Origin of the sequence: Kineococcus glutinatus (assembly GCF_039542765.1) — a bacterium.
GTDB lineage: Bacteria > Actinomycetota > Actinomycetes > Actinomycetales > Kineococcaceae > Kineococcus_A > Kineococcus_A glutinatus.
Genome location: NZ_BAABIL010000059.1, coordinates 1 through 5,735, shown reverse-complemented (window position 1 = coordinate 5,735; position 5,735 = coordinate 1). Strand labels below are relative to the sequence as shown.

Annotated in this window: 3 rRNA genes; all 3 read right to left on the bottom strand. The window is 59.0% G+C overall.

From position 1 onward, the window contains the following. Nucleotides 1-3: 3 nt before the first annotated feature. Nucleotides 4-120: ribosomal RNA gene (gene rrf, locus ABEB16_RS03140) — 5S ribosomal RNA — on the bottom strand. 116 nt (nucleotides 121-236) lie between these two features. Beyond that, nucleotides 237-3,363, bottom strand: a 23S ribosomal RNA gene (locus tag ABEB16_RS03135). Between the two features lie 509 nt (nucleotides 3,364-3,872). Beyond that, a 16S ribosomal RNA gene (locus ABEB16_RS03130) occupies nucleotides 3,873-5,392 on the bottom strand. Together the 16S, 23S and 5S rRNA genes form the textbook arrangement of a ribosomal RNA operon. Nucleotides 5,393-5,735: the final 343 nt, after the last annotated feature.

Here is a 5,735-nt window from a genome sequence, read left to right as displayed (position 1 = left end):
GTTGTTCGGCGGTGTCCTACTCTCCCACCCCCTGGCGGGGGCAGTACCATCGGCGCTGGAGGGCTTAGCTTCCGGGTTCGGAATGTGACCGGGCGTTTCCCCACCGCTATGACCACCGAAACACTCTCGGGAGAAGACCTGCACACCCCCCACCACCATGCACGATGGTGGAGGGGTGGGCTTGTATCCCGGGAACCACACAGCGGACGCGAACACATCACTCAAGTCGAAAAAGTGTCGTCAAGTCATCGGCTTATTAGTACCGGTCAGCTCCACACCTCTTGCGTCGGTGCTTCCACATCCGGCCTATCAACCCAGTAGTCTGCTGGGAGCCTCTCCCACCTCAAGGGTGGATGGAAACCTCATCTTGAAGCAGGCTTCCCGCTTAGATGCTTTCAGCGGTTATCCCTTCCGAACGTAGCCAACCAGCCGTGCTCCTGGCGGAACAACTGGCACACCAGAGGTTCGTCCGTCCCGGTCCTCTCGTACTAGGGACAGCCCTTCTCAAGTTTCCTGCGCGCGCAGCGGATAGGGACCGAACTGTCTCACGACGTTCTAAACCCAGCTCGCGTACCGCTTTAATGGGCGAACAGCCCAACCCTTGGGACCTACTCCAGCCCCAGGATGCGACGAGCCGACATCGAGGTGCCAAACCATGCCGTCGATATGGACTCTTGGGCAAGATCAGCCTGTTATCCCCGGGGTACCTTTTATCCGTTGAGCGACCGCGATTCCACACTCCACGGCCGGATCACTAGTCCCGACTTTCGTCCCTGCTCGACATGTCTGTCTCACAGTCAAGCTCCCTTGTGCACTTACACTCGACACCTGATTGCCAACCAGGCTGAGGGAACCTTTGGGCGCCTCCGTTACTCTTTAGGAGGCAACCGCCCCAGTTAAACTACCCACCAGGCACTGTCCCTGATCCGGATCACGGACCGAAGTTAGACATCCAGAACGACCAGAGTGGTATTTCAACGATGACTCCACCGACACTGGCGTGCCGGCTTCACAGTCTCCCACCTATCCTACACAAGCCGTTCCGAACACCAATACCAAGCTATAGTGAAGGTCCCGGGGTCTTTCCGTCCTGCTGCGCGTAACGAGCATCTTTACTCGTAGTGCAATTTCGCCGAGTTCGCGGTTGAGACAGCGGAGAAGTCGTTACGCCATTCGTGCAGGTCGGAACTTACCCGACAAGGAATTTCGCTACCTTAGGATGGTTATAGTTACCACCGCCGTTTACTGGCGCTTAAGTTCTGAGCGTCGCGCTTACACGCTAACCCGTCCCCTTAACGTTCCAGCACCGGGCAGGCGTCAGTCCGTATACATCGTCTTGCGACTTAGCACGGACCTGTGTTTTTAGTAAACAGTCGCTTCTCCCTGGTCTCTGCGGCCCTCAAGAGCTAGCCCGCGAAGGGCTTCACTCCTCAGGCCCCCCTTCTCCCGAAGTTACGGGGGCATTTTGCCGAGTTCCTTAACCACGATTCACTCGATCGCCTTGGTATTCTCTACCTGACCACCTGAGTCGGTTTAGGGTACGGGCGGCTTGAACCTCGCGTCGAGGCTTTTCTAGGCAGCATGGGATCACCCTGCTTCCCCCCGAAGGGGTCACCATCAGGTCTCAGGCCCGGCATTGAAGCCAGCGGTGCGGATTTGCCTACACCGCGCCCTACACCCTTGGACGTGGACTACCATCGCCACGCGGAAGCTACCCTCCTGCGTCACCCCTGTTACTACGCTTGCCTACTACCGGATCGGGTCGCACGCTCCACCACATCCACCCCGAAAGGCGGACGAGCTTTGGGTGCTTAGCATCACCAGGTTCAGCATGGGCGGTTCTTCGCCGGTACGGGAATATCAACCCGTTGTCCATCGACTACGCCTGTCGGCCTCGCCTTAGGTCCCGACTTACCCAGGGCGGATTAGCCTGGCCCTGGAACCCTTGGTCATTCGGCGGACGGGGTTCTCACCCGTCATTCGCTACTCATGCCTGCATTCTCACTCGTGTGCCGTCCACGACTCGATTCCTCGGCCGCTTCAACCGGCACACGACGCTCCCCTACCCATCCACGCACCTGGACCACGAAGGCCTGGCGAACGCGTGAATGCCACAGCTTCGGCGGTGTGCTTGAGCCCCGCTACATTGTCGGCGCGGAATCACTTGACCAGTGAGCTATTACGCACTCTTTAAAGGGTGGCTGCTTCTAAGCCAACCTCCTGGTTGTCTGCGCAACTCCACATCCTTTCCCACTTAGCACACGCTTAGGGGCCTTAGCTGGTGATCTGGGCTGTTTCCCTCTCGACTACGAAGCTTATCCCCCGCAGTCTCACTGCCGCGCTCTCACTTACCGGCATTCGGAGTTTGGCTGACGTCAGTAACCCGGTGGGGCCCATCGGCCATCCAGTAGCTCTACCTCCGGCAAGAAACACGCGACGCTGCACCTAAATGCATTTCGGGGAGAACCAGCTATCACGGAGTTTGATTGGCCTTTCACCCCTACCCACAGCTCATCCCCCAGGTTTTCAACCCTGGTGGGTTCGGTCCTCCACGCGGTCTTACCCGCGCTTCAACCTGGCCATGGGTAGATCACTCCGCTTCGGGTCTAGAGCACGCGACTAACACGCCCTATTCGGACTCGCTTTCGCTACGGCTACCCCACACGGGTTAACCTCGCCACGTACCACTAACTCGCAGGCTCATTCTTCAAAAGGCACGCCGTCACCTTGCACGCAAGGCTCCGACGGCTTGTAGGCACACGGTTTCAGGTACTATTTCACTCCCCTCCCGGGGTGCTTTTCACCTTTCCCTCACGGTACTTGTCCGCTATCGGTCATCAGGAAGTATTTAGGCTTACCAGGTGGTCCTGGCAGATTCACACGAGATTTCACGGGCCCCGTGCTACTCGGGATCGCCCTCGGGAGGCCGCGCCATTTCGCCTACGGGGGTATCACCCACTACGCCGGATCGTTCCAGATCCTTCGGCTATGACACGACTTTCTTACTCCCTGCCCGGATGACAGTCCAGACCGAGGGATCCCACAACCCCGAACGTGCAACGCCTGTCAGCTGTTCCACACGATCCGGTTTAGCCTCATCCGCTTTCGCTCGCCACTACTCACGGAATCGCGGTTGCTTTCTCTTCCTGTGGGTACTGAGATGTTTCACTTCCCCACGTTCCCTCCACGCACCCTATGTGTTCAGATGCGGGTGACCGCCCATGACGGCGGCCGGGTTTCCCCATTCGGACATCCTCGGATCACCGTTCGGTTGCCAACTCCCCGAGGCTTATCGCAGGCTCCTACGTCCTTCATCGGCTCCTGATGCCAAGGCATCCACCGTGTGCCCTTAAAAACTTGGCCACACAAAGACTCAAAAAAAGATGCTCGCGTCCACTGTGTAGTTCTCAACATACAAGCCGCGGTCACCGGCACACATCCACCACCCACCCCCACCCGCAGACACCCACAGCAGAACAACCCTGCAGATGACCACCTTGGGAAGCGGTATGACAGACACCGGCCAACCCGACCAGAAAGACCACCCCGCCGGCACCGGGCACCGGGCACGCCATCAGCTGACGACGTCCCCCGCACCCACCGGCCACGGCCGATCCTTCAGGACCCAACAGCGTGTCGCGACACCCACCCCCAGCAGGCACCCACGTTCCCCTCCACCCCAGCGACAGCCTCCGAAGAAGCCACCACCGACAGCGGACGTACTAGCGGGCACCCAGCCGACAGACCGGATGCCTTTGTCGATGTTCCACCCATGAGCTGTCACCTCACCACACGCGGGTGAGCCATGACGCTCCTGCCAACCCCACCCACGGCACACAGGCCGGGCATGAGAATCGGAGGATGCTCCTTAGAAAGGAGGTGATCCAGCCGCACCTTCCGGTACGGCTACCTTGTTACGACTTCGTCCCAATCGCCAGTCCCACCTTCGACGGCTCCCTCCCACAAGGGGTTGGGCCACCGGCTTCGGGTGTTACCGACTTTCGTGACGTGACGGGCGGTGTGTACAAGGCCCGGGAACGTATTCACCGCAGCGTTGCTGATCTGCGATTACTAGCGACTCCGACTTCACGGGGTCGAGTTGCAGACCCCGATCCGAACTGAGGACGGCTTTTTGGGATTCGCTCCACCTCACGGTCTCGCAGCCCTTTGTACCGTCCATTGTAGCATGCGTGAAGCCCAAGACATAAGGGGCATGATGATTTGACGTCATCCCCACCTTCCTCCGAGTTGACCCCGGCAGTCTCCTATGAGTCCCCGCCATGACGCGCTGGCAACATAGAACGAGGGTTGCGCTCGTTGCGGGACTTAACCCAACATCTCACGACACGAGCTGACGACAACCATGCACCACCTGCACGCAGCCACCTAAATGACCCGACATCTCTGCCGGTGCACTGCGCATGTCAAGCCTTGGTAAGGTTCTTCGCGTTGCATCGAATTAATCCGCATGCTCCGCCGCTTGTGCGGGCCCCCGTCAATTCCTTTGAGTTTTAGCCTTGCGGCCGTACTCCCCAGGCGGGGCGCTTAATGCGTTAGCTGCGGCACAGAACTCGTGGAATGAGTCCCACACCTAGCGCCCAACGTTTACGGCATGGACTACCAGGGTATCTAATCCTGTTCGCTCCCCATGCTTTCGCTCCTCAGCGTCAGTTACGGCCCAGAGACCCGCCTTCGCCACCGGTGTTCCTCCTGATATCTGCGCATTTCACCGCTACACCAGGAATTCCAGTCTCCCCTACCGCACTCTAGTCTGCCCGTACCCACTGCAAGCTCAGGGTTAAGCCCTGAGTTTTCACAGCAGACGCGACAAACCGCCTACGAGCTCTTTACGCCCAATAATTCCGGACAACGCTTGCACCCTACGTATTACCGCGGCTGCTGGCACGTAGTTAGCCGGTGCTTCTTCTGCAGGTACCGTCACTTGCGCTTCTTCCCTGCTGAAAGAGGTTTACAACCCGAAGGCCGTCATCCCTCACGCGGCGTCGCTGCGTCAGGCTTTCGCCCATTGCGCAATATTCCCCACTGCTGCCTCCCGTAGGAGTCTGGGCCGTGTCTCAGTCCCAGTGTGGCCGGTCGCCCTCTCAGGCCGGCTACCCGTCGTCGCCTTGGTAGGCCATCACCCCACCAACAAGCTGATAGGCCGCGAGCCCATCCCCAGCCGAAAAACTTTCCACCCACACCCGATGCCGGGGTGAGTCGTATCCGGTATTAGCTCCGGTTTCCCGGAGTTATCCCAGAGCCAGGGGCAGGTTGCTCACGTGTTACTCACCCGTTCGCCACTGATCCCCCCCGAAGGGGTTCACCGTTCGACTTGCATGTGTTAAGCACGCCGCCAGCGTTCGTCCTGAGCCAGGATCAAACTCTCCGTTGAAGTCTCACCCACCCCCACCCACAGGCAGGGGCGAACTCGAAACAACCGGACACCGATCCACAGACCGGCGTTCGATACTGGCATCAAATCACGACACGATCTGCGCGCTGACACGCACACCATGCCGGTTCAACACCAAAGGAATCCCAACAACCAACAACCCACCCACCAGCAGACACACCCGAAAGCACACCCACCGGCACATGAGCCATCAATCGACAGGGTCAAAAACTTGGCATCGACAAATGACACGCTGTTGAGTTCTCAAGCATCGGACGCACACGCCCCACCACCCACACGAGCAGCAGACCCGAGGCAACCTTCACATCATAACCAGATCAGC